Genomic DNA, 24,699 nt, shown 5'->3' on the forward strand with positions numbered 1-24,699 from the left:
CCAGCGCATGACGACCAGCCAGCACGTCGACCACGTCGTGGTCGGGGGAGGCGTGATGGGCTCGGCCGCCGCGTGGCACCTCGCGCGGCGCGGGCGCGACGTCCTGCTGCTCGAGCGCTTCGCGCCCGGCCACGCCCACGGCGCGTCGCACGGCACGTCGCGCATCTACCGCACGACGTACGCCGAGCCCGAGTACCTCGACCTCGCTCAGGAGGCGCTGGGCCTGTGGCGCGAGGTCGAGGACGAGACCGGGACCGAGCTGCTCGCCGTGACCGGCGGCGTGAGCCACGGTCGGCGCGACGGCGCGGCCGAGCGGCGCCTCGGGGCGATCGGAGCGGCGTTCGCGGCGCGCGGGATCGAGCACGAGTGGCTCGACCCGGTCGCCGCGGCCGAGCGGTGGCCGGGCCTGCGGTTCGAGGGCCGGGTGCTGCACGAGGTCGCCACGGCGGGCCGGCTGCACGCCGACCGCGCCGTGGCTGCCCTCCAGGGCGCGGCCACGGCGAGCGGCGCCGAGATCCGGCACGAGGTCGCCGTCCGGCACGTCGAGCGGGTCGCGGACGGCGTCCGGGTCGTGACGGACTCGGGCGACGTCGTCGCGCGGGTCGTCGTGGTCGCCGTCGGGGCGTGGAGCGCCGGCCTGCTCGGCGGAGCGTCCGGAGGACTGCTCGGCCAGGAGCTCCCGCTCGTCGTCACGCAGGAGCAGCCCGCGCACTTCGCCCTCGCCCCGGGCGCGTTGCCCGAGGGGTGGCCCGCGTTCACGCACGACGTCGGTCCCGGCACGGCGTGGCCGAGCGGCGTCTACGGCCTCGCGACGCCGGGCGAGGGCGTCAAGGTCGGGTTCCACGGGGTGGGCCCCGTGGTCGATCCCGACCGCCGCTCCTACCGGCCCGAGCCGGGCCAGCTCTCCACGCTGCGCGACTACGCCCGCACGTGGTTGCCCGGGCTCGACCCGGACACGTACGTCCCCGTGAGCTGCACGTACACCACGACGCCGGACCACGACTTCGTGCTCGACCGCCGCGGCCCCGTCGTCGTGGCGGCCGGGTTCTCCGGACACGGCTTCAAGTTCGCGCCGGCGATCGGTCGCGTCCTCGCGGACCTCGCGACCGTGCCGGACGGCGTCCCTCCTGCCGAGCGGTTCGCGCTCGCCCGCCTCGCCGCACTCCCCGAGGGGACCGCCTCATGACGATCGCACCGGCCTCCGGCCCGAGCACCGTGCGCGGCCCCGACCCCGCAGGAGCGCCGCTCGACCGTGCCCGCGTCTCGCTCGGGGCGCGCTACGGCGTCGGGCCCGCGGACTCGGAGGACGTCGCACCGGGCGCCGCGGAGGGCGTCGCCCGCGCCGCGGGACCGCCCGCGACCGTGCTCGACACGCAGCTCGGGCACCGCACGGTGCGCCGCTACCTCGCCGACCCGCTGGACGACCACGTCGTCCCGACGCTCGTCGCCGCCGCGCAGTCGGCACCGACGTCGTCGAACCTCCAGCTCTGGAGCGTCGTCGCCGTCACCGACCCCGCGCGCAAGGACCGCCTCGCGGCGCTCGCGGGCGACCAGGAGCACGTCCGCACCGCGCCGCTGCTGCTCGTGTGGCTCGCCGACCTCGCTCGGGCACGGGCGCTCGGCGAGCGCGCGGGCGTGCGTCTCGAGGCGACCGACTACCTCGAGACGACGGTCGTCGCGTTCCTGGACGCCGCGCTCGCGGCACAGAACGCGCTCGTCGCCGCGGAGTCGCTCGGGCTCGGCACCGTGTACATCGGAGCGCTGCGCAACCACCCCGCGCAGGTGGCCGCGGAGCTCGGCCTGCCCGAGGGCGTCGTCGCGGTCGTCGGTCTCGTCGTCGGGCACCCCGACCCCGCGGGAGGGGAGCGCGTCAAGCCGCGGCTGCCGCAGGCCGCGGTGCTGCACGCCGAGCGCTACCGGGCCGTCGGGCGACACGAGCACCTCACGGCGTACGAGGAGCGCATCGCGCCCTTCTACCGCGAGGAAGGGCTCGACGGCGGCTGGCAGGAGCGCGTCGTCGACCGCCTGCGCGTCCCCGGCGCCCTGCGTGGGCGCGCCCACCTCCGACCCGCGCTCGCCGCGCTCGGGTTCCCGTCCAAGTAGCCCGGTACCCCGCCGACCACCGCGTCGCCGGGAGCCACCGCACCACCACCAGAGGAAGCCATGCCGTCCCACCAGCACCCGCACCAGACCGCCACGCCCGGCGGGCCGCGACCGGCGTCCGGCCGCGTCCCGCTGTCCGTCCTCGACCTCGCGATCGTCCCCGAGGGGGCGACCGGCCAGGACGCGGTGCGCCGCGCCGTCGGGCTGGCCCAGGACCTCGACCGGTTCGGCTACCACCGCGTCTGGTACGCCGAGCACCACCTGTCGCCCGGGGTCGGCTCCGCGTCGCCCGCGGTCCTCGCCGCCGCGGTCGCGGCCCGGACCGAGCGCATCCGCGTCGGCAGCGGCGCGGTGCTGCTCAGCACGACGAGCCCGCTCGTCGCCGCCGAGCAGTTCGGGACGATCGCCGCGCTGCACCCCGGACGCGTCGACCTCGGCCTCGGCCGCGCCCTCACCCCGCCGAAGAAGGCTGCCGATCCCGATGCCGCCGCCGGGACCGAGGCGACGGGACGCCCTGCGCCCGGAGCGTCGCCCGACGCACCAGGGCCGACCACGACCGGCCCCGGGCGACCCGCCGCCGGTCCGCGCGTCGTCGACGGCCTCTACGTGCCGGGCCCGCCGCCCGTCGACCACGGCGACTCCGCGCTGCGCGAGCGCTTCCTCGCGCAGAAGCGGATCGTCGGCGCCTCACGCACCCCGGCGAGCTTCCGCGACGAGCTCGACCTCGTCCTCGGCCTGCGTGCCGGCACGTACCGCGACGAGCGCGGGACGGCGTACGCGAGCCCGCCCGTCGAGGGCTCCGACTGGGACCTGTGGGTCCTCGCCTCGAGCCCGGGCGAGAGCGCACGCGTCGCGGGCGAGCTCGGGCTGCCACTCGCCGCGAACTACCACGTCGCGCCGTCGGCGACGCTCGACACCGTCGCCGCGTACCGCGCGGCGTTCCGCCCGGGCGTCCTGTCCGAGCCGTACGTCGTCGTGTCCGCCGACGTCCTCGTCGCGGACACGGTCGAACGGGCGCGTGAGCTCGCGACGCCGTTCGCCGACTGGGTCCTGTCCATCCGGAGCGGGCCCGACGGCGCGATCGCCTACCCCGAGCCGGGCACGTCACCCGCGTGGGAGGACCGGCCCGAGGCCGAGCGGGCGCTCGTCGCCGACCGGGTCGACACGCGCATCGTCGGCGACCCCGAGACGGTCGTGCGACGGCTCGAGACCCTGCGCCGCGCGACCGGTGCCGACGAGCTGCTCGTCACCACCGCCACCCACGACCCCGACGACGCGCGCCGCTCGTTCGAGCTGCTCGCCTCGCACTGGTTCGCCGCCGAGGGCTCGCCGTCGGGCTCCGCCGAGGCCGCGCCCGCACTCGTCCCCGCCCACTGACGCGGGACCACCACCGAAGGAGACACCCATGACGACCCCACCCCTCCAGACCGCGACCGACGCCGCCGCGAAGGTCGCCGACGGCGCCCTGCTCATCGACGTGCGCTCGGCCGGCGGGCGCGCCGCGCACGGCGAGATCCCCGGCGCCACCCTCGCCGACCGGCACGACCTCGACGCGCTGTTCGGCCCCGCCGACAACCCCGCCGTCTCGCTCGACACGCCCGTCGTCGTCGTGTGCGGGTCGCCGAACGGCTCCGGTCCCGTCGCCGAGGAGCTCGCCGCACGCGGGTACACGAACGTGTCCCACGTCGACGGCGGCTTCCCGTCCTGGAAGGAGGCCGGCCTCCCGGCGTCCGACCCGGTCGAGGTGCCCACGGAGCCGACGCCCGCGCAGCCGGCGCCCGCCCGGCCCTGACCCTCGAGAACCCCGCCCGACCCCGACCACACCGGAGACCCTCATGCCCGTCGAGTTCCTCGGCATCGCCACGACCAACGACGCCTCGGAGACCACCGAGCGCACCACCGCCGCGTTCGACCCCGCCTACCTCGAGCGCCTCGTGCGCGCGCACGAGGACAACGGCTGGACGCGCGTCCTCTTCGCGTACGGCTCGTCCGGCCCCGAGCCTGCCGCGCTCGCGGCGTACACCGCCGCACGCCTGCAGTCGATCGAGCTGCTGCTCGCGCACCGGCCCAACGTGTCCTACCCCACGTACGCCGCCAAGACGTTCGCGACCCTCGACCAGCTCTCCGGCGGTCGGCTCTCCGTCCACTTCATCACCGGCGGCAACGACCACGAGCAGGGCCGCGAGGGCGACACGCTGACGAAGGACGAGCGGTACGCGCGCACCCACGAGTACATCCAGATCGTCAAGCAGGCGTGGTCGAGCGCCGAGCCGTTCGACCACCACGGGCCGTTCTACCACTTCGACGACTTCGTGCTCGACGCCAAGCCGTTCGAGGGCCGCACACCGACCATCTCGTTCGGCGGGTCGTCGGACGCCGCGTTCCGCGTCGGCGCCGCCGAGGCCGACATCTACGCCGTCTGGGGCGAGCCGCTCGACCGCACGGCCGAGCAGATCGCGCGCGTGCACGCGGAGGCCAAGGCCGCAGGCCGCACCACGCCGCCGCGCATCCACGCCGCGTTCCGCCCGATCGTCGCGACGACCGAGGAGCTTGCGTGGGAGAAGGCCCACCGCATCCTCGACCGCATCGAGGCGCGCAAGGCCGCCGCGGGCGGGCAGCTCAGCCGTCGGCACCCCATCGACAAGCCCGAGAACGCCGGCTCGCAGCGCCTCCTCGAGATCGCGGCCCAGGGCGAGCGCTACGACACCGCCCTGTGGACCGCGACCGCCAGGGCCACCGGCGGCGCCGGCAACTCCAACGCGCTCGTCGGGACGCCCGAGCAGGTCGCCGAGGCACTCCTCGCCTACTACGACCTCGGCGTCCGCGTCATCTCGGCCCGCGGCTACGACCTGCTCGACGACGCGATCGACTTCGGCCGCTACGTCATCCCGATCGTCCGCGAGGAGGTCGCGAAGCGAGACGCCGCCACCGCCGAGGCCGCCGCGGCCTGACGGGTCCTGTGGGCCGGGTCTACGGCCCGCGTGGTCGGGTCCGCGGTGGGGTCGGACCCTGTGCTCGGACTGGCGCGCCGTCGCCGTGGCCTGTCGTGTCACGTTCTCGAGCGCGCCTTGACGTCCTTCGCACATGGTCCGACCCCACCGCTCGTCCTGCCCGTCGCCCATCCACCCCGACCACCCGACCCGACCCCGCGGGCAGTGAACCCGACGACGAACGACCACGACAGCAAGGAGAACGACCGTGCGATTCCAGGTGCTCGACATCGTGTTCAACCCGCCGCACCCGGTGACCGGGGAGGCGGTCGCTCCGGCGGACCGGCTGAACCGGGTCGTGGAGACGGCGGTGCTCGCGGAGGAGCTCGGGTTCGACTCGTTCGCGGTGGGGGAGCGGCACGCGGGGGAGGTGCTGTCGTCGGCGCCCACGGTGATCCTCGGTGCGGTGGCGGCGCGGACGTCGCGGATCCTGCTGTCGACGGGCGTGACGGTGCTGTCGCTGCTCGACCCGATCCGCGTCGCGGAGGACCTCGCGACGGTGGACCAGCTGAGCCGGGGGCGGCTGGAGATCGTCATCGGCAAGGGGAACGAGGTGCTGCAGTACCCGTTGCTGGGGCTCGACATCGACAAGCAGTACGAGTACCTGCAGGAGAACTACGAGCTGCTGCGGCTGCTGCTGTCGGAGGAGGACGTGAGCTGGTCGGGGCGGCACCGGCACGCGCTGGAGCACGCGACGACGCTGCCGCGCCCGTTCGCGGGGCCGTTCCGGATCTGGCACGGGTCGGCGACGTCGCGGTTCGCAGTCGAGCTCGCGGCGCGGTACGGCGACCCGGTCGTCAGCGCGAACGCGCTGCAGCCGCGCGAGAGCTACCAGGTGCTCATCGACCGCTTCCGCGAGCGGTACGCGGCGCACGGGCACGACCCGGCGTACGGGTTCGTCGGCTCGGGCTCGGGCGGGCTGTTCCTCGCGGACACGACGGAGGAGGCGGTCGAGCAGTACCGACCCATCTACGAGGGTCAGGTCGCCGCCGCCGCGCGCCGGGGCTACGGACCCGACGCCGTCGGGAAGGCGCCGAGCTTCCGCACGGTCGAGGACGCCGTCGAGCGCGGCCCGGCGCTCGTGGGCTCGCCGGAGCGGGTGGCGCAGAAGATCCTCGACTACCACGCGTCGTACGGCCACGACCTGCAGTCGGTCTCGGTCAACCACCTGATCCCCGCGACGCAGCAGGAGGACGTGCTGCGCCGGTTCGCGGAAGAGGTGATCCCGGTCGTGAGGGCCGAGGTGAAGACGGACCTCTGGGGCCCGGCCGACGCGCGCCGCGCGGCGGGCTTCACCGCCGGCTGACCGGCGGCTCGTGGAGTGCTGGGTAGTTGTCGTCGAGGACGCCGCCGGACGACAAGAACCCAGCCTGCAGTGGCTCTCTGGGTGCTCAACGTGAAACATGCGTCCGGCTGGCAAGACGTCCGTCTCGATACTTGACTCAACCGGTCGGGATTGTCTTTGCTGCTCCCAGGTGACGAGCGTCAGCACCCAGGCCCGGCTCGCTGACCAGCAACCCTTCGACGTGACGGGGTGCTCCGGGATCGACCTGACCGCGCAGCTCCCGCTGCGCGGTAAGCACGCCGCGCGGTCGGGTGTTCCGCCGCGCCAGTCCACGAGGAGAGCAGCACGACCATGAACCCCACACCTCACCGACGCCGGTACCTGACCGTCGCCGCGGCAGCCGCCGCGACCGGGCTCCTCCTCGGCGCGTGCGCGGGCGGCGGCTCGGGCGCGTCCGACGGCGGTGGCTCGCCCAGCCCCACGGGCGAGCCCGTGGCGGGCGGCGACCTGACCTTCGCGATCACGGTCGACTCGCACTGCATCGACCCCCAGCAGGTCGGCAACAACGACGCCATTGCCGCGGCGCGCCAGACGGTCGCGTCGCTCACGGCGCAGGACCCGGAGACGGGCGAGATCCTGCCGTGGCTCGCGGAGAGCTGGGAGGTGAACGAGGACGCGTCGAGCTACACGTTCCACCTGCGCGACGACGCGACGTACGCCGACGGCACCCCGATCGACGCAGCGTCGGTCAAGACCAACTTCGACGCGATCGTCGCCCTCGGCGCGACGGCGTCGCTCGGGTCGCAGTACCTCGTCGGCTACGAGGGCACAACCGTCACGGACCCGCAGACCTTCACGGTCGACTTCGCCGCGCCGAGCGCGCAGTTCCTCCAGGCGACGTCGACGTTCTCGCTCGGACTTCTGGCGCCGTCGTCCGCCGACCTGAGCGTCGAGGACCGCTGCGCCGGCGCGTTCGTCGGTTCGGGCCCGTTCGCCGTGCAGTCGTACACGCCGGACCAGGAGATCGTGCTCGAGAAGGTCCCGGGCTACGCGTGGGGCTCCGAGGCCAACGATCACCAGGACGAGGCGTACCTCGACACGGTGACGCTCAAGGTCATCCCTGAGGCGAGCGTGCGCAGCGGCAGCCTGCTGTCCGGGCAGATCGACGCGACGGCCGCCATCTCGACCGTCGACCTCCCGCAGTTCGACGGCAACGGGTTCTGGCTCGAGTACCGCGCCAACCCGGGCGTCGTGTTCAACCTCTTCCCGAACGAGTCGAGCCCCCTGGCGGGCGACGAGGCCGTGCGCACCGCGATCCTCAAGGGGATCGACCGCGAGCAGATCGCGGACACCGTGCTCAGTGAGCAGGACGAGCCCGCCACGGGCGTGCTGTCCCACTCGACGCCGCTCTACGAGAGCATCGCGGACGAGCTCGCCTACGACCCCGAGGGCGCCAGGAAGATCCTCGACGACGCAGGCTGGGTCGAGGGCGCCGACGGCGTCCGCGAGAAGGACGGGCAGAAGCTCTCCACCACCGTGACGTTCTGGCAGGTCCCGGAGCCGCTCGAGCTGGTCCAGCAGCAGCTCGCGCAGATCGGCGTCGACCTCCAGCTCCAGCACGTGACCGTCGCCGAGTCGACGGCGATCAAGGAGAGCGGCGACTTCGAGTTCGACTACTACAACCTCACGCGCTCCGACCCGGACGTGCTGCGGACGATCTTCTCGGCGAACGCGCGCAACATCAACCAGCGCGACGCGGAGGAGGTCGACGAACTGCTCGACGCGTCCGCGGCGGCGACCGACGCGGCCGAGCGGCAGAGGCTCGTCACGGAGGCGTCGCGCCTCCTGGTCTCGAAGGGCCACGCGATCCCGGTCTACGAGCTCTCGACCACGATCGCGGCCGCCGACACCGTCCACGGCCTGACGTTCGAGGCGTCGTCGCGCCTCGACTTCTACGACGCCTGGGTCACCCAGGACTGACCGCTCCCCACGGAAGGAGACCGACCCATGGGCCGGTTCGTCCTGCGTCGCGCCGGGCAGGGGCTGTTCGTGCTCTGGGCGGCGTTCACGATCTCGTTCTTCGTCCTGTACCTGCTGCCCAGCGACCCGGCCGCGCTCATGGCGAGCGGCGGCGGCGAGGCGGACCAGGTGGACCCGGCGCTCCTCGACGACCTGCGCGCGCAGTACGGCCTCGACCGGCCCGTGCTCGTGCAGTACGGCGACGCGCTGTGGCACGCGCTGCGCCTCGACTTCGGGGCGTCGTACGGGTCGGGGGCGCCGGCGACGCAGCTCGTCCTCCAGGCGCTCCCGGAGACGCTGCGGCTCACGGCCGCAGCGCTCGTGCTGGCGGTCGTCGCGGGAGGCGGCCTCGCGATCGCGAGCACCTACCCGCGCGCCCGATGGCTGCGGCACGCGCTCGCGTCGCTGCCGCCGCTCGGCGTCGCGCTCCCGACGTTCTGGGTGGGCCTGCTGCTCCTGCAGTGGTTCTCGTTCCAGGTCCCGGTCTTCCCGGCGATCGGCAACGAGGGCGCGATCAGCCTCGTGCTGCCCGCGGTCACGCTCGCGATCCCCGCGAGCGCCTCGATCGCCCAGATCCTGGCGCGCAGCCTGCGCGGCACGCTCACCGAGCCGTACGTCGAGACGGCGCGCGCCAAGGGCGCGAGCCGGGCGCGCGTCCACGTCGCGCACGCGCTGCGCAACGCCGCGATCCCGGCGCTCACGGTCCTGGGGGTGCTCGTGGGCGGGCTGCTCGGGGGCACCGTCGTCACGGAGACGGTGTTCTCGCGCGCCGGCCTGGGCCGGCTCACGGTGACGTCGGTCGACTCCCAGGACATCCCCGTCGTCCAGGCGGTCGTCGTGTTCTCGGCGCTCGTCTTCGTGGTGGTCACGCTCGTCGTCGACCTCCTCTACCCGCTGCTGGACCCCCGCATCGACGCACGACGGAAGGTGGCGGCATGAGCACCAGGCCAGGAGTGCGGATCGTGCTGCGCGACGACGTGGGGCTGCTCGCGACGGCGGCACCTCCCCGCGCGGAGCCGGGCGCGCCGGAGGTGCCCGACGCGCGGACGCCCGAGGAGGTCGAGATCGCGGACCGCGAGGACGCGCGGTCGATCATCCGTCGCGGCCAGGTCCGCGGTGCGGCGCTGCCGGGTCGCAGACGACGCACGGCGGCCTACCTCGTGCGGCGCCCGGGGCTCGTCGCGGCGGCTCTCGCGGTCGTCCTCGTCGCGGCGTGGGCCGTCGCGCCGCAGCTCTTCACGGCGTACGACCCGCTCGTGGGCGTGCCGGCCGACCGGCTGCAGCCACCGTCGGGCGCGCACCTGTTCGGCACGGACCATCTGGGGCGCGACGTGTACGCGCGCGTCGTGCACGGTGCGTCGGCGTCGCTGAGCGCAACCGTGATCGCGGTCGCGGTGGGCCTCGTCGTGGGGTCGCTGCTCGGCCTGCTGGCGGGGTTCGTGCGGGGCTGGGTGGACGACGTCGTCGGTCGCCTCGTCGACGTGCTCCTCGCCGTCCCGAGCATCCTGCTCTCGCTCGCGATCATCACGGCGCTCGGCTTCGGCACGGTCAACGTCGCGATCGCGGTCGGCATCACGAGCGTCGCGACGTTCGCCCGCGTCATGCGCGCCGAGGTGCTGCGCACGTCGACGTCGGTCTACGTGGAGGCGGCACGCGCGTCGGGCGTGCGCTGGTACGGCGTGCTGTGGCGGCACGTCCTGCCGAACTCGACCGGTCCGGTCGTGGCGCTCGTCGCGCTCGAGCTCGGGACGGCGGTGCTCGCGATCTCCGCGCTGAGCTTCCTCGGCTACGGGACGCCGCCGCCTGCGCCGGAGTGGGGGTCGCTCGTCTCCGGCGGGCGTGACTACCTGGCCGCCGCGTGGTGGCTGACGACGCTTCCCGGCCTGGTGATCGTCGTCGTCGTGCTGTCGGCGAACCGCATCGCACGGTCCCTGGAGAGGACGGGAGAGGACGCATGAGCACCACGGAGGCGCACACGGGCACGACGTCGGGCACGGCGCCCGTGCTCGAGATCAGCGGCCTGGAGGTCGCGTACCGCACGCGAGACGGCGGGTCGTACCCTGCCGTGCGCGGCGTCGACCTGACGGTCGGGCCGGGCGAGGTCGTCGCGCTGGTAGGCGAGTCCGGCTCGGGCAAGAGCACGACGGCGCACGCGGCCCTGCACCTGCTCTCGCGCGGGGGAGCGGTGACGGGCGGGACGATCCGGCTCGGCGGGCAGGACGTCGGCGGCCTCTCCGAGAAGGAGTGGCAGCAGGTGCGGGGCCGGGACGTCGGGCTCGTGCCCCAGGACCCGACGGTCTCCCTCAACCCCGTGACCCGCGTGGGCGACCAGGTCGCCGAGGTGCTCGTCATCCACGGCCTCGCGCGCCGCAGGGAGGCGCGCGAGCGCGCGGTGGAGCTGTTGCGACAGGCCGGGCTCGACGACCCGCAGGCGCGCGCCCGCCAGTACCCGTCACAGCTCTCGGGCGGGATGCGCCAGCGCGTGCTCATCGCGATCGCCGTCGCCGCCCGGCCACGCCTCGTCGTCGCCGACGAGCCGACGAGCGCGCTCGACGTGACCGTCCAGCGCCGCATCCTCGACCACCTCGACGCCCTCGTGCGCGAGCTGGGGACCGCCGTGCTGCTCATCACGCACGACCTCGGGGTCGCGGCCGACCGAGCCGACCGGATCGTCGTGCTCGAGCGCGGCGTCGTCGTCGAGGAGGGAACCGCCGACCAGGTGCTGAATGCGCCCCGGCACCCATACACGCAGCAGCTCATCGCGGCCGCCCCCAGTCTCGCGAGCTCGCGGCTCGTCGCGCGGTCGGCCACCACGGCGGCGGTTCCGCTGCCGACGGGCGTGCACGACGGCGGCGCGAACCCCGGCACGCCGGCCGTGCCCGTGCTCGAGGTGCGCGACCTGCGCAAGGAGTTCACGCTGCCGCGCGGCTCCGCGCACCGCACGCTCGTCGCCGTCGACGGGGTGAGCCTCACCGTCGGGCGCGGCGAGACGTACGCGCTCGTGGGGGAGTCCGGCTCGGGCAAGAGCACGACGGCGCGGCTCGCGCTGCGGCTCGAGCGCCCCACGGCCGGGACGGTCGAGTTCGCGGGCGAGGACATCACGACGGCGCGCGGCGAGCGGCTGCGGGCGCTGCGCCGCGGGTTCCAGGTCGTCTACCAGTCCCCGTACGCGTCGCTCGACCCGCGGTTCACGGTCGAGCAGATCATCACCGAGCCGCTGCGGGCGTACCGCGTCGGGTCGCGGTCGGAGCGAGCCGAGCGGGCCCGGGCCCTCGTCGAGGACGTCGCGCTGCCGCCCGACGTGCTGCGGCGCGGACCGTGCGAGCTGTCCGGTGGGCAGCGCCAGCGCGTGGCCATCGCCCGGGCGCTCGCGCTCAACCCGGCGCTCGTCGTGCTCGACGAACCCGTCTCGGCGCTCGACGTGTCGGTGCAGGCGCAGATCCTCGAGCTCCTCGTGCGGCTCCAGGCCGAGCACGGGCTCGCGTACCTCTTCATCTCCCACGACCTCGCGGTCGTGCGGCAGGTGTCCGACCACGTCGGCGTCATGCACCGCGGTCGGGTCGTCGAGCAGGGGTCGACCGACCAGATCCTGCTCGACCCGCAGGAGGAGTACACGCGCGAGCTGGTCGCGGCGATCCCCGGCCGGCGGGCGCGCACGGGGGCGAGATAGCGCCGCGACCCAGCGCGGGAGGGCCGCGGTCACGGGCGGTGACCACGGCCCTCCTCGACGGGTCAGACCTCGCGGTTCTCCGAGGAGAGGAACCAGGCCTGCTTCTCCAGGCCGGCGATGATCTCGTGGAGGATGTCGGCGCTCGTCGGGTCCTCGGCGTCGACGGCGTCGTGGACCTCGCGCACGACCTCGACCGTCTGGGCGATGCGCTCGACGACCGCGTCGACCGTGTCGCCGACCGACACGAGCCCGGCCGGGTACGGGGACAGGTCGGTCGTCGTGGCGACGGTCTCGGTCCGGCCGTCGGGCACGACCTGGAGCGCGCGCATGCGCTCGGCGACCGTGTCGCTGTGCTCGCGCGCAGCGTCCACGACCTCGTCGAGCTGCAGGTGCAGGTCGCGGAAGCCGCGGCCCGTGACGTTCCAGTGAGCCTGCTTGCCCTGGACGTGCAGGTCGACGAGCGCGACGAGGACGCGCTGCAGGTGGGCGCGGAGCTCCTCCGACGCCTCGAAGCGCGACGTGGTGCGGTGGATGGTGGGTGCGGACATGGTGCTCCTCGCTCTCTCGGGGATCGCCCGGAACGTGCGGCGGTCACCCCGACTTCCGTCGGTGCCGTTCTCTTGAACGATTCCAGACTAGGCAGCATTCCGGGCTCCCGCCAGCAAGGACAGGCGTGCCTGACCTGCGGCATCACCGGTAACCAGGACGGTTCCTCGGGGACGACTGCCGCCCTAGGAGGCGAGTGGCCCTGTTCGGCCGAGCGCCCACCACTGGAGCAGCATGATGGTCTTTCCGTCGACGATGCGACCGTCGCGGACCATGGCCAGGGCGTCGTCCAGGGCGAGCTCGACGACCTCGATGTCCTCGCCCTCGTGGGCGACGCCTCCGCCCGGTCCGGTGCGGTGGTGCTCGGTGTACGGGGCGGCGTAGAAGTGCACCTTCTCCGTGACGGACCCGGGGCTCATGTAGGCCGTGAACACGTGCGCGACGGGCCCCACCGTGACGCCCAGCTCCTCGGCGACCTCGCGCCGGATCGCGGTCTCGGGGTCGTCGTCGTCCAGGAGGCCGGCGGCCGTCTCGAGGAGCATGCCGTCGGGATGGTCGTTGACGTAGGCCGGGAAACGGAACTGTCGCGTGAGCAGCACGGTCGAACGTGCAACATCGTGCAGCAGGATCGTCGCACCGTCCCCGCGGTCGTAGGTCTCGCGCTGCAGCGTCTGCCAGCGCCCGTCGCGGCGCCGGTAGTCGAAGGTCGTCTGCCGCAGGACGTGCCACCCCTGGGAGGTGAGCTCGACGCCCCGGACCACGACGCCGGGGTTGCGGTCGAGGTCTCGTCCGGTCCGGTCGAGCCCCGTCCGGCCACGGTGGTCGGGGACGTCGACCCCGGGCTGCCCGCTCACCGGTCGCCCCCGACGAGTCGCGGCACGTCGGCGACGTCGTGGTAGACCGGCAGGCCGCGGCTGCGGGCGATCGCGACGTCCTGGTCCGCTCCCGCCGACTCGCCGGGCAGCCGGAGCACCGCGTCACAGTGCTGCAGGAGCCGCTGGGCTGTCGGGTAGGGCACGTCGGCAGCCAGGTCGTCGTCGACGGTGGCGCCCGCCGAGCGCAGGACCGGCAGTGCGACCCACTCGCCGATCATAGGGACGTGGCCCGCGGCGAAGACCGGCCAGGCGACTTCCTCGAGTCGTCGCAGGTTGGCCTCCATGGCGTCGTGGTCGCCGTCGGTGCCGGAGCGGTACGGGCCGGCGATCAGGATGAGCAGTGGTCTCGTCATGTGTCGTAGACTATCCACAAACATGCATGATCGTGAAGAAACGAGGGCTCATCATGCTGGCTGCCGAGAGACGCGACCACCTCCTGGACACGCTGCGCCGCGACGGCAAGATCGTGGCGAAGACCGCCGCGGCCGAGCTCGGCATCTCGGAGGACAGCATCCGCCGGGACCTGCGTGAGATGGCGGCCGAGGGTCTGTGCCAGCGTGTCTACGGGGGAGCGCTGCCGGTGTCACCGGCGCTGGCGGGCTACGAGGACCGGCAGCGGGTCGAAGCGCCCGGCAAGCAGCGTGTCGCCGATGCCGCGGTGCGGCTGATCGACCCGGGCAGCACGATCCTCCTGGACGGAGGCACGACCGCTCTCGCCGTGGCCTCCACGCTGCCGCACACGCTGCGGTGCACCGTGATCACGCACAGCCCGACCGTCGCGGCGGCGCTGGTCGCGCATCCCGGAGCCGACGTGTTCATCCTCGGTGGCAGGCTCTACAAGCACTCCGCGGTGGCGTGCGGTGCCGCCGCGGTCGAGGCGGCGCAGCAGATCACCGCGGACGTGTTCTTCCTCGGGGTCACCGGGATCCATCCGGACGCCGGGCTGACCACCGGGGACGCGGACGAGGCAGCGATGAAGCGGGTCCTGGCCTCCCGGGCCGCCGAGACGTACGTGCTGGGCTCGTCCGAGAAGGTCGGCGCCGCGTCCCCGTACCGGGTGCTCGGGTTCGACGCCGTGGCCGGCGTGATCACCGACGCGGACGCGGACTCCGACGTCATGCGCCGACTCAGTGAGCGCGTCCGCATCGTCGGCGCGCCTCGGTGACGGCGCACCTGCCCTCCTGAGGACCTCGGCGAGCCGACCGGCCACGTCACGTTCTCTCGCCAGGTGAGAGGACCGGCCGCTGCCCTTGCCGTGCGGCGCTCGTGATGGTCCGCTGGCGGGATGACCGACGACCGCGGTACCTCCGCGCCCTCAGCCCCGGCCCGTCCGACCGAGCGGACGCTCGGCTCCGGTGACGCGGCCCTCACCGTCTCCGCGCTCGGGTTCGGTGGCATGTCCGTCACCGACGCCTACGGCCCCGCGGACGCCACCGAGGCCGAGGCGGTGCTGCGACGCGCGCTCGAGCTCGGCGTGACGCTGATCGACACCGCCGACGTCTACGGGCACGGCCGCAACGAGGAGCTCATCGGCCGCGTGCTCGGGGCGCACCGCGACGAGATCGTCCTGGCCTCGAAGTTCGGGCTGCCTCCGGCCGACGGCCACCCCGACGGCCGCCGGGTCGACGGGCGCCCCGAGTACGTGCGCACCGCGATCGACGCGAGCCTGGAGCGCCTCGGCACGGACCGCCTCGACCTGTACTACCTGCACCGCATCGACCCGCAGGTGCCGATCGAGGAGACCGTGGGTGCGCTCGCCGAGCTCGTGACGGCCGGCAAGGTGCGGGGGATCGGGCTCTCGGAGCCGTCGGCCGCGACCGTGCGCCGCGCCCACGCGGTCCACCCCGTCACGGCCGTCCAGAGCGAGTACTCGCTGTGGACGCGCGACCCGGAGGACGAGGTCCTGCCCGCCCTGCGCGAGCTCGGCGTCGGCTTCGTGCCGTTCTCGCCGCTGGGTCGCGGGATCCTCACCGGCACGGTCGACGCTCCCGACGGCTTCGCCGCCGACGACGTCCGACGCGCGCACGCCCGCTACGCGGGCGACGCCTTCGAGCACAACCGTGGGCTCGTGCGCTCGCTCGAGCAGCTCGCGGCCGAGCGCGGCGTCACGACGGCGCAGCTCGCGCTCGCGTGGCTCCTCGCCCAGGGCGACGACATCGTGCCCATCCCCGGGACCAAGCGGGTCGCGTACCTCGAGCAGAACGTCGCCGCGGCAGCGGTCGAGCTCACGGCCGAGGACGTCGCGGCGATCGGCGCGACGATCCCGCGCGAAGCGGTGCAGGGCGTGCGGCACCCGCAGGCGGACCTCCTCGCCGGGTAGCGCTGGCGGTCACGCCGCCGGCGCGGTCACGGGCGCGCGGCGTCGGGCCCGGGCACCGGCGAGCGCGAGGGCGAGCTGGGCGACCCACAGGAGGACCACCGCGGGGCCGACGACGGCGCTCGCGGCTTCCGCGGCGTCGTAGCCCGGCGGAAGGGGCACGTACGCGGTGGGCACGGGCTGGGTGTACGTCACGAGGAACCCGAGGGGGAGCACGGCGACCCAGAGTGCGACGGTCACGAGCGCGTACGGGAGCGGGACGTCGTCGGCGGCGCGCATCCGCCCGACCGACGTGCCGAGGAGCGGGGCGAGCGCGAAGAGCCCCGCGACCGGGATCGCGCCGACGACGAACCCGGCCATCATCAGGCCCCCGCCGGCGACGACCGCCCCCGCGAGCAGGGCGACGGGCACGAGCAGGGCCGCCCAGAGCTGGCCCCGGAACACGACGGCCCTCAGCCGGGCTGCGGTCGTCATGCGGTGCCCCCGTCGTCGTGCGCCTCGTCGCGCGGCCGTGCCGTCGTCCGCATCGTACGGCGGGCGACGGCGGGACGTGGGCGACCGGGCGGCACGCAGTACCGGGGTACGAGGCGCGGATCTAGACTGGAGTGGTCCTGTGGGTACCCCCGCGCAGAGGATCGGCTCCGATGGCGTGGCTGCTGATGGTCTGGTGCGCGACGGCGTGCACGGTCGCCGCCGTGTGGTGGGTGCTGCGCGCTCCTCGACACGTGCCGACCGACCGGATCGCCCGTCGAGCCCGCGGGGAGCGACGGGGCCCGCTGCGCCGTCGGGTGCCTGCCCCCGACCCGCTCGCGACGCTCGCGCTCCAGGTCCGGCTGAGCGAGCTCGCCGCGGAGATGCGGCGCATCGAGGCGGACCCGGACGTCTACGCCCGAGCGCACCACTACCTCGCCGTGCAGGGCGCGTACGACGCGCTCCTGCGCGAGGCGTGCCGGCTCACCGGTCTGCCCGTCGAGGACGCGCCGCTCCGGGCGGGCTTCCGCACCGGCGACGACGAGCGGTTCCGCGAGGAGCTCGAGCTCAGCTCGCGCGGCTGGAGCTGGTGAGGCGCCCGGCCGCGCGCGGACGGCCGCGGCCTCGGCGGCCTCCCCGAGCTCACAGCGCGGAGTGGCCGCCGATCCGGTGGTAGGTGCGGTCGTGGTAGACGAGCGGCGACGCCGCGCCCGACGACGGGCGCGCGCCGTGGGCGCTACCGGTGCGGGTGCTCGCGCTCGACCGGAGCGCGCGCAGCGACACCAGGTACGAGTCGCCCACGGGTGTGCGCTGCAGGACGCGGCCGCGCACCCACGCGAGGGCGCCGTCGATCACGGGCTCCCCGGTCTCGAGGCGGGACCAGCCGCCGTCGGCGAACCGGTCGATGCCGCTCGTCGCGAACCGGGCGGAGACGTCGTCCTGGTGGTCGGCGAGGAAGCTCACCGTGAGGGTGCGCGCCGCGGAGACCGCGGGCCACGACGAGGACGTCGAGGCGAGCGAGAACGCGAGCAGCGGGGGCGCGGCCGAGACGGAGATGACGGACGTCGCTGTGAAGCCGACGAGACGGCCGTCGTGCTCGAGCGCGATCACGGCGACCCCGGCGGGGTGCCCGCGGAACACGGACTTGTACTCGTCGGGGGAGAGCTGCGGCTCGTCCTGCTCCGCGAGGAGTGCTTCCAGGTGGGTGAGCTCGGCGGTCATCGGGCCACCCCCGCGAACGCGTCGGCGACGGCCTGGTCCCGGTCTGCACCGGGCAGCGGGACGGGTCCGGCAGCCGGGAGCGGAGCCACGGCGCGCCGCAAGGCGTCGCCCTCGCGCGCGAGCCAGGCGTCCACGACCGGGCCGAGCTCCGCGAGCTGCGCCTCCGTGACGGTGAACGACCGCGTCGGCACGACGGCGCCGAGCTCGACGAGCACCGGGCGCAGGTGCACCTCGCCGACGAGCGCGTGGGCGGGGTTCCCCGAGACGACGAGCGGGACCGCGACGACGCTCGCGAGCCCGTCCGGGCCGTAGAGGTCGAGGAACGCCTTGAGCAGGCCGGTGTACGACGCCTTGTAGACGGGCGTCGCGACGACGGCGACGGTCGCGGCGGCGACCTGCTCGCGCGCGGCGTCGGCCGCGGGGTGCTCAGGGGCGAGGAGCTCGCCGGCGAGCGTCGCAAGGTCGATCGTCGTGACGTCGCCAGGTGCGTCCGGTTCGAGGTGGGCGGCGACCCGTGCGCCGAGCGTCCTGGCCGTGGCGAGCGTGCGTGAGCCCGGGCGCGGGTTGCCGGAGACGGCCACGACCGTGGCACGGGCGGACGGGGAGAGATGGTCTGTCATGTCGGTTCCTCGCAGTTCTCGACGGTCACGCGTGGGACCGGTATAACCACCCGCTCGCCAAAGTGCACTGAATCGGTCGGGTTTCTCACCACGTGGACGCATGTGTCGTCCGCGGACGACGGCGGTGGCGTCGGAAAGTGAGACGCCGGTACGAGGAGATCTGGCACAGGCGTACCGTCGAGGGTTCCGCCCGTGTCCAGACGAGGAGAGCCCATGGACAGCCGACTGCAGTCCGTCTACGACGAGGTCCTGCGTCGCAACCCCGGCGAGGCCGAGTTCCACCAGGCCGTGCGCGAGGTCTTCGACTCGCTCGGCCCCGTGCTGCGCAAGCACCCGCGCTACGTCGAGGCAGCCGTGCTCGAGCGCGTGTGCGAGCCCGAGCGCCAGATCATCTTCCGCGTCCCGTGGGTGGACGACGCAGGCCGCGTGCAGATCAACCGCGGCTTCCGGGTCGAGTTCAACTCCGCGCTCGGCCCCTACAAGGGCGGGCTGCGGTTCCACCCGTCGGTGTACCTCGGGATCGTCAAGTTCCTCGGCTTCGAGCAGGTCTTCAAGAACTCGCTCACCGGCATGCCCATCGGCGGCGGCAAGGGCGGGTCGGACTTCGACCCCCGCGGCCGCTCGGAGGGCGAGGTCATGCGGTTCTGCCAGTCGTTCATGACCGAGCTCTACCGGCACATCGGCGAGAACACCGACGTCCCGGCGGGCGACATCGGCGTGGGCGGTCGTGAGATCGGCTACCTGTTCGGCCAGTACAAGCGCATCACCAACCGCTACGAGTCGGGCGTGCTCACCGGCAAGGGCATCTCCTGGGGCGGCTCGCTCGTGCGGACGGAGGCGACGGGCTACGGCACGGTGATGTTCGCCGAGCGCATGCTCGCGACGCGCGGCAAGCGGCTCGACGGCCGACGCGTCGTCGTCTCCGGCTCCGGGAACGTCGCGACGTACGCGATCGCCAAGGCGCAGGACCTCGGCGCGCAGGTCGTCGCGTTCTCCGACTCCTCGGGCTACGTCGTGGACGACGCCGGGATCGACCTCGACCTCCTGCGTGAGGTCAAGGAGGTCCAGCGCGGCCGGGTCGCGGACTACGCGGCCCGGCGCCCGGGTGCGAGCGTCGTGACCGGTGGCAGCATCTGGGACGTCCCGTGCGACGTCGCGCTGCCGTGCGCGACGCAGAACGAGCTCGACGAGCGCGCGGCGAAGCAGCTCGTGGCGAACGGCGTGGACGCGGTGGCCGAGGGCGCGAACATGCCGACGACGCCCGCCGCCGTCGCGCTGCTCCAGGACGCGGGGGTGCTGTTCGCGCCCGGCAAGGCGGCGAACGCGGGCGGCGTCGCGACGTCGGCGCTCGAGATGCAGCAGAACGCGTCGCGCGACGCCTGGACGTTCGAGTACACCGAGGAGCGGCTCGAGCAGATCATGACGGGCATCCACGACCGGTGCGTCGAGACCGCCGACGAGTACGGCGCACCGGGCAACTACGTGCTCGGCGCCAACATCGCGGGCTTCACCAAGGTCGCCGACGCCATCATCGCGCTCGGCGTGATCTGAGGCGTCGTCTACCCTGTCCGACGGCCGCCGTCGTGCCTCGGCGCGACGGACGGACCGGCCGCACCGGACGACGGGAGAGCGCAGTGACGACCACCTACCCCGAGGGGACCGCCCGGGACGCGCGCCGCGAGGTCGCGCTCGAGCTCGCCGTGCAGGACCCGCAGGGCGTCCGGATCGCGGCGGCCGTGGGTGCACGGCGGGTCGAGCTGTGCGTCGGTCTCGGCGCGACGGGCGGACTCACGCCGAGCGCCGGGCTCGTCGAGGCGGCCGTCGAGGCTTCCCGCTCGACGGTGGTCGCGGCTCCCGGGCCGGGCGTCGACGACCGCCCGCGCGTCGAGGTGCACGTCCTCGTCCGGCCTCGTCCGGGCGGGTTCGTGCTCACGCGCGACGACCTCGACGTCCAGGTGCGCGACGTGCGCGCCGCCGTCGCCGCGGGAGCTGCCGGCGTCGTCGTGGGGGCCCTGACCTCCGCGGGCGAGGTGGATGCCGACGCCGTGCGCGCGCTCGTCGACGCGGCCGGCGGCCGTGAGGTGACGTTCCACCGGGCGATCGACGTCGTCGCCGACCCGCTGGCAGCGCTCGACCGGCTCGCTGGTCTCGGCATGGTGCGCGTGCTCACGTCCGGCGGCGCGCCGCGCAGCATCGACGGCGTGGACCGGCTGCGGGCGATGGCCGCGCACGCCCGCGGCTCTCTGGGTGGGGCGGTCCAGGTCATGGCGGGCGGGGGAGTGCGGCCCGAGGACGTCGGCGCCCTCGTCGCCGCCGGCGTCGACGCCGTGCACCTGTCCGCCAAGCGTGTCGTGGCCGACGACGCGGGGCCCGGCGGCGGAGCGGGGTCGGGTGGCGGCTACGAGGTCACCGACCGGGACGTCGCCGCCGCTGCCCGCGCTGCCCTGGGTGCCTGACACGCCTCCTGCCGGGGGCTCCTCCTGACGGTTCCGAGGCGCTCCAGGGTGCGCCTCCGTCGCGCCCCCGTGAGGTCCTCGTTGCCGGGAGGTATCAGTTAGGTAACTTTCCTGTCGTATTCGATCGTGCGCTGCGGGGAGTTAGTTAGTGTTCCTGCACACGCCCCCGGGCGCCACGACGAACGACGCGAAGACGCGTCGTCCATGCGAAAGGACCGATGATGATTCGAAGCACGGCGCGCAAGCGTCTGCTCACGGCGGTTGCGCTCGTGACCGGCGTGACCCTCCTGGCGGCCGGCTGCTCCGGCTCCGGGAACGGTGACGGCGAGGGTCAGGACGGCGGCGAGGCGCGTGCCCTCAACGTCTGGGCCGGTACTCAGACCCCGATCGTCGCGAACTTCAACCCGTACTCGCCCAACCCGCTGCACGCGGCGAACGGCGCGATCTACGAGCCGCTCTTCTACTACAACAAGGCGCAGGCCAGCGAGCCGGAGCCCCGCCTCGGCGAGTCCTTCGAGTGGTCCGAGGACGGGCTCGAGCTCACGGTCAAGCTCCGCGAGGGCGTGAAGTGGACGGACGGCGAGGACTTCGACGCCGACGACGTGGTGTTCTCCCAGACCAACGACGCCGCGAAGCGCGACTTCGTCGTGTCGGTCGAGGCGGTCGACCCGTACACCGTGAAGTGGACGTTCGACTCGCCGCAGTTCACGACCGAGGTGCAGCTCCTCGGCACCGCGCTGGTCGTGCCCGAGCACATCTTCTCCGAGGTCGACGACCTCGTGACCTTCGCGAACGAGAACCCGGTCGGCACCGGACCGTTCCAGGCCGACGCCGTCACCGAGGCCGCCTACACGGTCGTCGCGAACGAGGACTACTGGGGCGGCGCCCCGAAGGTGAAGAAGGTCCGCTACCTCGGCATCGACGCGAACCAGAGCGCCGAGGACCTCATGACCACGGGCAAGGTCGACTGGACGGCCATGTTCGTCGCGGACCCCGACCGCATCACCGCGGACGGCCGCCTGACCATGGTCAACACGCCGCAGGACCCGACGACGATCTACACGTGCGTGTCGGTCGACCTCGGCTGCACCGGACCGCAGACCGACGTCGCGGTGCGCCAGGCGATCAACCTCGCGATGGACCGCACGGAGATCAACGAGAAGGCCTTCGCGGGCCTCGCTGCGACGGCGTCCCCGACGTTCGCCCTGCTCGGCCGCGACGACCGCTGGATCTCGCCCGACGTCGAGGCCGAGAGCCCGCAGACGGCGGACCCGGCCGCGGCGGCGGCGGTCCTCGAGGAGGCCGGCTACGCCAAGGGCGCCGACGGCATCTACGAGAAGGACGGCCAGAAGGTCGAGCTGACGCTCATCACGGTCGACGGCTGGAACGACTACAACGCCGTGGGCGACCTGCTGGTCGAGCAGGCCAAGGCCGCGGGCATCTCGATCGTCCACAACAAGGTCACCCAGCAGGAGATGTCGGACGCTCGCGTCGCCGGCACCTACCAGCTCATGGTCGGCGGCATCACGGGCCCGTCGCTCGACGACCCGTTCAGCATCTACCGCCAGTGGATGACGACGGAGTACACCGGCCCCGTCGGTGAGGTCCTCGAGTCGGGCCGCTTCAACTACGTCCGCTACTCGAACCCGACCGTCGACGCGGCCGTGGCCGCCGCCGCCGCGACCGACGACGAGGCCGCGAAGCAGGAGCAGTACGCCATCGTCCAGGAGGAGATCGTCCGCGACCTGCCGTACATCCCCGTCGTCGTCAACGCGACGCAGACCTTCATGGACACGAAGGACTTCACGGGCTGGCCGACGGAGGACGACCTCTACGCATTCCCGCCGTCGTGGAGCACGGTCTCGCTCGGCGTCGTGCTGTCGAAGCTCGAGCCCGCGAGCTGATGGTGCCGCGCCGAAGAGGAGGACCGAGGAGCGAGGGACACGCATCATGAGGTACTACGTCCGGCGGATCACGTTCTACGTGATCACCCTCTGGGCAGCGGTGTCGCTGAACTTCCTGCTCCCGAAGCTCATGCCTGGTGACCCCAAGCAGATCTTCATCGACAAGTTCATGCGCAAGGGCGGCGAGCTGACGCCCCAGATGCAGAACAGCATCGACCTCCTCTTCGGCGCGGACGGCGACGCCTCCCTGTGGGACCAGTACGTGGACTACTGGGGGCGTCTCTTCCAGGGAGATCTCGGGATCTCCATCACCTACTACCCCCAGCCCGTCACCGAGCTGATCGGCCAGGCCCTGCCCTGGACGGTCGGCCTGGTGGGACTCGCGACGATCATCTCGTTCGTCCTCGGCGTCGGGCTGGGTGCGTGGGCCGGCTGGAAGCGCGGCACCTGGGTGGACAGCATCATCCCGGCGTCGACCCTCCTGCAGGCCGTGCCCTACTTCTGGCTCGCCCTCATCCTCGTCTCGGTCTTCTCGGTCTCGACGGGGTGGTTCCCGCGGATCGGGAACTACGACATCTTCGGTTTCGACAACGGGCCCGAGTGGTCGTGGGCCTTCGTGGGCAGCGTGATCTACCACGGGTTCCTGCCGGCGCTGACGATCGTGCTCTCAGCGGTCGGCGGCTGGCTGCTCGGGATGCGCAACATGATGGTCTCGACGCTCTCCGAGGACTACGTCGTGACGGCGGAGGCCAAGGGGCTGCGGCGCATGCGCGTCGCGATCACCTATGCGACGCGCAACGCGGCGCTCCCGTCGTTCGCCGGCTTCGGCGTCGCGCTGGGGTTCGTCGTCGCCGGGTCGGTCGTCATGGAGCAGGTCTTCAGCTACCCGGGCCTCGGCAAGCTGCTCTTCAACGCGGTCCAGGCGAGCGACTTCGCGCTCATGCAGGGAACGTTCCTCGTGATCACGCTGTCGGTGCTCGCGGCGAACTTCCTCATGGACATCATCTACGGACTCATCGACCCGAGGACGCGCAACAATGGCTGACGACATCCGCGACGCCGAGATCGTCACCCCGGCCGCGGACGCGGCGCCCGCCGCCACCGTCGTGGCGGACGGCCTGCCGGTGCCCGACGACGTGGTGGGGACCGTGCCCGACGTGCCCGCGGGCGCGGACCAGGCGGTCCCCCCGGTCGCGGCCCGGCGCGGGCTGCGGGCGATGCTGCCGCGCCGCTCCGGCAAGCTCGTCACGGGCGTGGCCCTCGTGGTCGCGATCCTGCTGTTCACGTTCGTGGCGCCGTTCTTCACGCAGAGCCCTACGGCGACCGACAACGAGCGGTTCCTCCCGCCCAGCGCGGACCACCTGCTCGGCACGAACCACATCGGTGTCGACATCTTCGCCCAGCTCGCCCGCGGCGGGACGGGCTCCCTCATGGTCGGCCTCGTCGCGGGAGTGATCGCGCTCGTGCTCTCGATCCTCTTCGGGATCGTGGCGGGGTACCGGGGCAGGCTCACCGACGAGACGCTCTACCTCGTCACGAACATCATGCTCGTGATCCCCGGGCTGCCGCTGATCATCGTCATCTCGGCGTACCTGCAGACGCGGTCGCTGATCATCGTCGCCGTCATCCTCGGCCTGACGGCGTGGCCCGGCGCCGCCATCGTGCTCCGCATGCAGGCCAAGTCGCTGCGATCACGGGACTACGTCTCGGCCGCACGCGTCGCCGGGGAGAAGACCCCCCGGATCATCCTCGTCGAGATCTTCCCGAACCTCCTGCCCCTCCTCACGGCGCAGTTCCTCGGCGCGGTGCTCCTCGCGATCCTCGCCGAGGCCGGACTGTCGTTCCTGGGCCTCGGGCCGTCCGGGTCGATCACGTGGGGCACGATCCTCAACCAGGCCAGCGCGAACAACGCGCTGAGCCTCGGGATGTGGTGGTGGTTCGTCCCGCCGGGGCTGCTCATCGCGCTCTTCGGCTGCGGTCTGTCGCTCATCAACTTCAGCCTCGACGAGATCATCAACCCGCGCCTGCGCCTCGCGCCGGCAGCCGTGAAGAGCGTGCGCCGGGCGCGCAAGGCGGGGCTCGGCGTCGACGCCGGGACCCACCCGGCCGTCGGCCCGACGGCGGGCACGAGCCAGGCGAGCGCGGGAGCGTCCACGACCGACGACGAGAAGGAGAAGGTGGGCGCATGACCGCCACCACGACGCGTCCCGCGGACGGCCGGA

General features: G+C 73.3%; 24 protein-coding genes and 1 riboswitch. Of the genes, 18 read left to right on the forward strand and 6 right to left on the reverse strand.

Annotated features, from left to right (window positions below; all coding sequences use genetic code 11):
• Positions 1–7 precede the first annotated feature (7 nt).
• The 10 genes from ACMXGY_RS03235 to ACMXGY_RS03280 all read left to right on the forward strand — a co-directional run bounded on the left by ACMXGY_RS03235 (position 8) and on the right by ACMXGY_RS03280 (position 12,067).
• Positions 8–1,186 carry an FAD-dependent oxidoreductase gene (locus ACMXGY_RS03235; RefSeq protein WP_483775449.1) on the forward strand — a complete coding sequence of 393 codons (1,179 nt, stop codon included), beginning with the start codon at positions 8–10 and terminating at the stop codon, positions 1,184–1,186.
• Positions 1,183–2,103 (forward strand): NADPH-dependent oxidoreductase, encoded by a 921-nt coding sequence (locus ACMXGY_RS03240; protein WP_483775450.1) that lies wholly within the window; start codon positions 1,183–1,185, stop codon positions 2,101–2,103. The genes ACMXGY_RS03235 and ACMXGY_RS03240 overlap by 4 nt, the downstream gene beginning before the upstream one ends.
• A 60-nt stretch (positions 2,104–2,163) precedes the next feature.
• Entirely contained in the window at positions 2,164–3,480 is a 1,317-nt protein-coding gene (locus ACMXGY_RS03245; protein WP_483775451.1) for an LLM class flavin-dependent oxidoreductase, read from the forward strand.
• Positions 3,481–3,508: 28 nt separating this feature from the next.
• Positions 3,509–3,895 carry a rhodanese-like domain-containing protein gene (locus ACMXGY_RS03250; protein WP_483775452.1) on the forward strand — a complete coding sequence of 129 codons (387 nt, stop codon included), beginning with the start codon at positions 3,509–3,511 and terminating at the stop codon, positions 3,893–3,895.
• 43 nt (positions 3,896–3,938) lie between these two features.
• Complete coding sequence (locus tag ACMXGY_RS03255) at positions 3,939–5,054, forward strand: LLM class flavin-dependent oxidoreductase (RefSeq protein WP_483775453.1); 1,116 nt, start codon at positions 3,939–3,941, stop codon at positions 5,052–5,054.
• Between the two features lie 247 nt (positions 5,055–5,301).
• Positions 5,302–6,399 (forward strand): LLM class flavin-dependent oxidoreductase, encoded by a 1,098-nt coding sequence (locus ACMXGY_RS03260; RefSeq protein ID WP_483775454.1) that lies wholly within the window; start codon positions 5,302–5,304, stop codon positions 6,397–6,399.
• Positions 6,400–6,567: 168 nt separating this feature from the next.
• Positions 6,568–6,681, forward strand: a riboswitch (SAM riboswitch).
• Positions 6,682–6,729: 48 nt separating this feature from the next.
• Positions 6,730–8,358, forward strand: a complete 1,629-nt coding sequence (locus ACMXGY_RS03265; RefSeq protein ID WP_483775455.1) for an ABC transporter substrate-binding protein — start codon at positions 6,730–6,732, stop codon at positions 8,356–8,358.
• Between the two features lie 27 nt (positions 8,359–8,385).
• A complete protein-coding gene (locus ACMXGY_RS03270) occupies positions 8,386–9,336 on the forward strand; it encodes an ABC transporter permease (RefSeq protein WP_483775456.1) in 951 nt (316 codons plus the stop codon).
• Positions 9,333–10,355, forward strand: a complete 1,023-nt coding sequence (locus ACMXGY_RS03275) for an ABC transporter permease (protein WP_483775457.1) — start codon at positions 9,333–9,335, stop codon at positions 10,353–10,355. Before ACMXGY_RS03270 ends, ACMXGY_RS03275 begins: the two co-directional genes overlap by 4 nt.
• Complete coding sequence (locus ACMXGY_RS03280; RefSeq protein WP_483775458.1) at positions 10,352–12,067, forward strand: dipeptide ABC transporter ATP-binding protein; 1,716 nt, start codon at positions 10,352–10,354, stop codon at positions 12,065–12,067. Before ACMXGY_RS03275 ends, ACMXGY_RS03280 begins: the two co-directional genes overlap by 4 nt.
• 62 nt (positions 12,068–12,129) lie before the next feature.
• Here ACMXGY_RS03280 and ACMXGY_RS03285 read toward each other — a convergent pair whose 3' ends face one another.
• From ACMXGY_RS03285 to ACMXGY_RS03295, 3 genes are all read right to left on the reverse strand, one after another.
• Positions 12,130–12,615 carry a Dps family protein gene (locus ACMXGY_RS03285; protein ID WP_483775459.1) on the reverse strand — a complete coding sequence of 162 codons (486 nt, stop codon included), beginning with the start codon at positions 12,613–12,615 and terminating at the stop codon, positions 12,130–12,132.
• 183 nt (positions 12,616–12,798) lie between these two features.
• On the reverse strand, positions 12,799–13,467 hold the full coding sequence (locus ACMXGY_RS03290; RefSeq protein WP_483775460.1) for an NUDIX domain-containing protein: 669 nt from the start codon (positions 13,465–13,467) through the stop codon (positions 12,799–12,801).
• The gene (locus ACMXGY_RS03295; RefSeq protein WP_483775461.1) at positions 13,464–13,841 is read right to left on the reverse strand and encodes a DUF4406 domain-containing protein; all 378 of its coding nucleotides are present in this window, start codon (positions 13,839–13,841) and stop codon (positions 13,464–13,466) included. The genes ACMXGY_RS03290 and ACMXGY_RS03295 overlap by 4 nt, the downstream gene beginning before the upstream one ends.
• Positions 13,842–13,867: 26 nt before the next feature.
• Here ACMXGY_RS03295 and ACMXGY_RS03300 point away from each other — a divergent pair, with 26 nt between their 5' ends.
• Both ACMXGY_RS03300 and ACMXGY_RS03305 read left to right on the forward strand, forming a co-directional pair.
• On the forward strand, positions 13,868–14,653 hold the full coding sequence (locus ACMXGY_RS03300; protein ID WP_483775462.1) for a DeoR/GlpR family DNA-binding transcription regulator: 786 nt from the start codon (positions 13,868–13,870) through the stop codon (positions 14,651–14,653).
• Positions 14,654–14,773: 120 nt separating this feature from the next.
• Complete coding sequence (locus ACMXGY_RS03305) at positions 14,774–15,808, forward strand: aldo/keto reductase (RefSeq protein ID WP_483775463.1); 1,035 nt, start codon at positions 14,774–14,776, stop codon at positions 15,806–15,808.
• A gap of 9 nt (positions 15,809–15,817) precedes the next feature.
• Here ACMXGY_RS03305 and ACMXGY_RS03310 read toward each other — a convergent pair whose 3' ends face one another.
• Entirely contained in the window at positions 15,818–16,279 is a 462-nt protein-coding gene (locus tag ACMXGY_RS03310; RefSeq protein WP_483775464.1) for a hypothetical protein, read from the reverse strand.
• A 170-nt stretch (positions 16,280–16,449) separates the two neighbouring features.
• Here ACMXGY_RS03310 and ACMXGY_RS03315 point away from each other — a divergent pair, with 170 nt between their 5' ends.
• A complete protein-coding gene (locus tag ACMXGY_RS03315) occupies positions 16,450–16,869 on the forward strand; it encodes a hypothetical protein (protein ID WP_483775465.1) in 420 nt (139 codons plus the stop codon).
• A gap of 49 nt (positions 16,870–16,918) precedes the next feature.
• On the opposite strand, the gene ACMXGY_RS03320 is transcribed toward ACMXGY_RS03315, so the two are convergent.
• Entirely contained in the window at positions 16,919–17,497 is a 579-nt protein-coding gene (locus ACMXGY_RS03320; protein WP_483775466.1) for a flavin reductase family protein, read from the reverse strand.
• The gene (locus tag ACMXGY_RS03325) at positions 17,494–18,117 is read right to left on the reverse strand and encodes an NADPH-dependent FMN reductase (protein ID WP_483775467.1); all 624 of its coding nucleotides are present in this window, start codon (positions 18,115–18,117) and stop codon (positions 17,494–17,496) included. The genes ACMXGY_RS03320 and ACMXGY_RS03325 overlap by 4 nt, the downstream gene beginning before the upstream one ends.
• 213 nt (positions 18,118–18,330) lie before the next feature.
• Here ACMXGY_RS03325 and gdhA point away from each other — a divergent pair, with 213 nt between their 5' ends.
• The 5 genes from gdhA (at position 18,331) to ACMXGY_RS03350 (ending at position 24,666) form a co-directional block, all read left to right on the forward strand.
• Positions 18,331–19,668: an NADP-specific glutamate dehydrogenase gene (gene gdhA, locus ACMXGY_RS03330; protein ID WP_483775468.1), complete on the forward strand. Its 1,338-nt coding sequence runs from the start codon at positions 18,331–18,333 to the stop codon at positions 19,666–19,668.
• Between the two features lie 83 nt (positions 19,669–19,751).
• On the forward strand, positions 19,752–20,573 hold the full coding sequence (locus ACMXGY_RS03335; RefSeq protein WP_483775469.1) for a copper homeostasis protein CutC: 822 nt from the start codon (positions 19,752–19,754) through the stop codon (positions 20,571–20,573).
• Between the two features lie 221 nt (positions 20,574–20,794).
• Positions 20,795–22,477 (forward strand): ABC transporter substrate-binding protein, encoded by a 1,683-nt coding sequence (locus ACMXGY_RS03340; protein ID WP_483775470.1) that lies wholly within the window; start codon positions 20,795–20,797, stop codon positions 22,475–22,477.
• Positions 22,478–22,523: 46 nt separating this feature from the next.
• Positions 22,524–23,522, forward strand: coding sequence for an ABC transporter permease (locus ACMXGY_RS03345; RefSeq protein ID WP_483775471.1), 999 nt, complete (start codon positions 22,524–22,526; stop codon positions 23,520–23,522).
• On the forward strand, positions 23,515–24,666 hold the full coding sequence (locus ACMXGY_RS03350; RefSeq protein WP_483775472.1) for an ABC transporter permease: 1,152 nt from the start codon (positions 23,515–23,517) through the stop codon (positions 24,664–24,666). Before ACMXGY_RS03345 ends, ACMXGY_RS03350 begins: the two co-directional genes overlap by 8 nt.
• Positions 24,667–24,699: the final 33 nt, after the last annotated feature.

This window comes from Cellulosimicrobium sp. G4 BAM 1002 (assembly GCF_057126935.1).